This is a genomic window from Streptomyces sp. S3(2020), assembly GCF_013044505.1.
Lineage (GTDB): Bacteria > Actinomycetota > Actinomycetes > Streptomycetales > Streptomycetaceae > Streptomyces.
The window spans coordinates 1-3,585 of sequence record NZ_JABERD010000425.1 but is presented as its reverse complement, the minus strand read 5'-3'; the positions used below and the strand labels follow the sequence as shown (position 1 = coordinate 3,585).

Below are 3,585 nucleotides of genomic sequence, written 5' to 3'. Positions count from 1 at the left end.
CGGGCGGGCTGCTCAGTGCGCAGGGCTGGGGGCTCGCGCCCGTCGTGGCACCCGTGCGGTGGGCCGGGGCGGTGGGCACTGGTCAGCCGGCGCTCGCGCGGCGGGGGCCCGACCGCTTGCCGACGGGGTGGAGCGCCACCGTGCCGCGGGTGCCCGGCTACCGCTGCACCTCGTAGTCGGTGAACTCGTGCACCAGCCGGTACGCCAGCGCCGCGGCCCGCGCGCGGCGATGGCGTACCGGCTGGTGCACGAGTTCACCGACTACGAGGTGCTGCGGGTGTGGGGCACCCCGGTCAAGGTGGACATCGAGCCGCTGGGGAACCTGTAGCGGCGCGGACGGCGAAAGGCCCGTCGACGAGTGCCGACGGGCCCGGGCCTACGTACGGGTACGAGTACGGGTACTACGACTTCGCCGTGACCTTGGCGGACTCCGCGGACACCGGTACGGCGCTCTCCTCCGCGACCTGGTGGCGCGGGATGAACGAGGCCACCACGAACGCCAGCAGTGCCGCCCCGGCGCCGACCGCGAGGACCGTCTTGAAGCCGCTCTCGGAGGGCAGCGCGTAGCCGCCGAAGTCGGTCGTCATCTGGGCGAGGATGACGCCCGCGATGGCGCTCGCCGAGGACGTGCCGATGGACCGCATCAAGGTGTTCAGGCTGTTCGCCGCGGCCGTCTCCGACGCCGGGACCGCGCCCATGATCAGCGCGGGCATCGAGCCGTACGTGAAGCCGATACCGGCGCCGATGACGCAGGCGGCGAGGACGAAGTGCCAGACCTCGGTCATGAGGGCGATGTTGATGCCGTAGCCCGCGGCCACGATCAGGGCACCGATCATCAGCGTCGTCTTGGGGCCGCGGGCCTTCGACACCGCCGCCGAGATCGGCGCCGTCACCATCATCACCAGGCCCGACGGGGCCATGACCAGACCGGCGACGAGCATCGACTTGCCGAGGCCGTAGCCGGTCTGCGACGGAAGCTGGAGCAGTTGCGGCAGGACCAGGGACATGGCGAACATCGCGAAGCCGACGGCGATCGAGGCGAGGTTGGTGACCAGGACCTGACGGCGGGCGGTCGTGCGGAGGTCGACCAGCGGCTGGTCGGTACGCAGCTCGAACCAGCCCCACGCCAGGAGGACGACGACCGCCGTCACGAAGAGGCCGATCGTCGTGCCGCTCGTCCAGCCCCAGTCCGCGCCCTTGGAGATGCCGAGCAGGAGGCAGACCAGGCCGGTCGCCATGCCGATGCCGCCGACCAGGTCGAAGCGGCCGCCGGTGCGGACCCGGGACTCCGGCACGAAGAGCGAGACCAGCACGAGGGCCACGACGCCCAGCGCCGCCGACGTCCAGAACAGGACGTGCCAGCTGAAGTTGTCGGCGATGAGGGCCGCGGCCGGCAGGCCCAGGGCGCCGCCGATACCGAGGGAGGCGCTCATCAGGGCCGTGGAGCCGGCGAGGCGCTCCGCGGGGAGTTCGTCACGCATGATGCTGATGCCGAGCGGGATCACGCCCGAGGCCAGGCCCTGGAGCACCCGGCCGACGATCATCGGGACCAGGGAGTCGGACAGCGCGCAGACCACCGAGCCCGCGATCAGCATGACCACGCTGATCAGCAGCATCCGGCGCTTGCCGAACATGTCGCCGAGACGGCCCACGACCGGGGTGGCGACAGCGGCGGCGAGCAGCGTCGCGGTGACCGCCCAGGCGGTGTCCGACGCCGGGGCGTCCAGGAGCTTGGGCAGCTCCGGGACGATCGGGATCACCAGGGTCTGCATCAGCGAGACCACGATTCCGGCGAAGGCCAGCACCGCGACCACGGCGTTCGACCGTGGTGGTGCGGCGGCAGGGGCGTCGGACATGGCGGGGCCTCCGTAGCGGTGCGCGTGTGATTGACCTAGGCAACCTTCGGTCAACACATTAAGTCAGTTGCTTGACTTAACCAAGAGGAGCAGGTCAGCCGTGCCGCTCCACGAAGGAACGCACCCTCTCCGCGTCCAGCTCGTAGACCGTCTCGTGGGCGCGGGGGTCGCGGGCGTGGAACGTGTGGAAGAGCGGGCTCGACGGCCCCCCGAGTTCGACCAGGGACGCCGAGGCCCCGCGCACCGCGCGCTCCGTGCCGGGTGCCGTCGTCAGGTCGATGCGGTTGACCACGCCCGGAGTGACCCACACCGGGACCGACTCCAGCAGGCCGAAGAGCTGGGCGTGGAAGTGACCGGTGAGCACGACCCTGACGTCGGTGCCGCGGATCGCGGCGGCGAGGTCGGCGGGGTCGCGCAGGCCGAAGATCAGCTGGAGGGGGTTGTCCAGCGCGATGGGCGGGTGGTGGAAGGCGAGGACCGTGCCGTGCGGGGACGGGGTCGCCAACACGTCCCTCAGCCAGTCGAGTTGGGCGGCGCCGAGCTGCCCGTGCACCTTCCCCGGCACCAGCGAGTCCAACGTCACGAACCGCCACCCGGCCACCACGCTCACGGCGGCCCGCTCGCCCTGCGTCGACTCCAGCACCCGGCCCGGCTCCGGATGCCCGCTCCCCAACACCTTCGCGAAGGCCTCGCGCTCGTCGTGATTCCCGGTCGTGTAGAAGACGGGCACCTCACCGAGCCTTCGCGCGAACTCCCCGAACAGCTCCCTGACGGCCGTATACGCCTCCACCGCCCCGTCGTCGGCGAGGTCCCCGGTGACGACGATCGCGTCCACACCCTGCATGTGCCGGAGTTCGGCGAGCATCAGGCGCAGGGAGTCGTGGGCGTTGACGCCGCGTGCGTTGGGGGCGTCGGTGCGTTCGAGGTGGGTGTCGGAGAGATGAAGGATCCTCATCTCCCGCACGCTAGCGGGAGTTGGCGGACATCACCGGGGGATTTCTCGCCCCGGACGCCACATGCTCGTGACCACGGCCCCGGAGGCGAGCGGGATCTCGTCGCGTACCCGGAAGCCGACGCTCTCGTACCGCTTGAGGTTGGCCGGGTTCGTCGACTCCAGGTAGGCGGGCGCGCCTTGGGCGTCGATCCGGTCCAGGCTCTCGGCCAGCAGTCCCATGCCGAGACCCTTGCCGCGGTGGTCGGGGTGGGTGCCCAGGATCGTGAGATAGAAGAACGGCTCGTCCGGATGGGCCGCCTCGAACCGCTCACCGATCTCCATCACCGCCCGCGCCGTCCCCGCGTCCGTGACCCGAGCGATCCGCTCCTCCAGCCCGCCCGCCTCCTCCTCGGTCAGTTCGACCCCACCCGGCGGAATCCACACGGCGGCGGCCTCGACCCCCGGAGTCACCAACGTCCACGGGTACCGAAGCGCCGACCCCGCGTACACCCGCCACATCACCGCCGCCTGCACGGCACGCCGCCGCACGTCGGGAAACGCGGGCCCCCAGACCGGGTCGTCCAGAAAGGCACCGGTGAAGGCGGCGACGACGGCATCGAGGTCATCGGGGGTGGCGACACGGGCGGAGGCGTTGACCATGCACCTCACGGTACGTCGCCGTGGCCGGTCCGGCGTTCGAGGACCAGGACTCGCCATCCCGAACCCCCACCCACCCGCCGGGGCCGCACCCCTCAACACCGGCCCGCACCTTCCAGCCCGTCCGGCGCTCCGGGA

4 protein-coding genes are annotated in these 3,585 nt (G+C 71.4%); 1 reads left to right on the top strand and 3 read right to left on the bottom strand.

Features of this window, described 5'->3' with window-relative positions; genetic code table 11:
* Window positions 1-187: 187 nt before the first annotated feature.
* On the top strand, window positions 188-328 hold the full coding sequence (locus HLK59_RS49025; RefSeq protein WP_206328502.1) for a hypothetical protein: 141 nt from the start codon (window positions 188-190) through the stop codon (window positions 326-328).
* A gap of 73 nt (window positions 329-401) precedes the next feature.
* On the opposite strand, the gene HLK59_RS49020 is transcribed toward HLK59_RS49025, so the two are convergent.
* The 3 genes from HLK59_RS49020 to HLK59_RS49010 form a co-directional block, all read right to left on the bottom strand.
* Complete coding sequence (locus HLK59_RS49020; protein ID WP_171148175.1) at window positions 402-1,856, bottom strand: MFS transporter; 1,455 nt, start codon at window positions 1,854-1,856, stop codon at window positions 402-404.
* 94 nt (window positions 1,857-1,950) lie between these two features.
* On the bottom strand, window positions 1,951-2,811 hold the full coding sequence (locus HLK59_RS49015) for a metallophosphoesterase (protein ID WP_171148174.1): 861 nt from the start codon (window positions 2,809-2,811) through the stop codon (window positions 1,951-1,953).
* A gap of 30 nt (window positions 2,812-2,841) precedes the next feature.
* Window positions 2,842-3,450: a GNAT family N-acetyltransferase gene (locus HLK59_RS49010; RefSeq protein ID WP_171148173.1), complete on the bottom strand. Its 609-nt coding sequence runs from the start codon at window positions 3,448-3,450 to the stop codon at window positions 2,842-2,844.
* Window positions 3,451-3,585 lie beyond the last annotated feature (135 nt).

Bases quoted from the DNA above. Each gene is read 5' to 3' on its own strand.
- HLK59_RS49015 (WP_171148174.1), bottom strand. From the start codon at position 2,811: ATGAGGATCCTTCATCTCTCCGACACCCACCTCGAACGCACCGACGCC.
- HLK59_RS49020 (WP_171148175.1), bottom strand. From the start codon at position 1,856: ATGTCCGACGCCCCTGCCGCCGCACCACCACGGTCGAACGCCGTGGTC.
- HLK59_RS49010 (WP_171148173.1), bottom strand. From the start codon at position 3,450: ATGGTCAACGCCTCCGCCCGTGTCGCCACCCCCGATGACCTCGATGCC.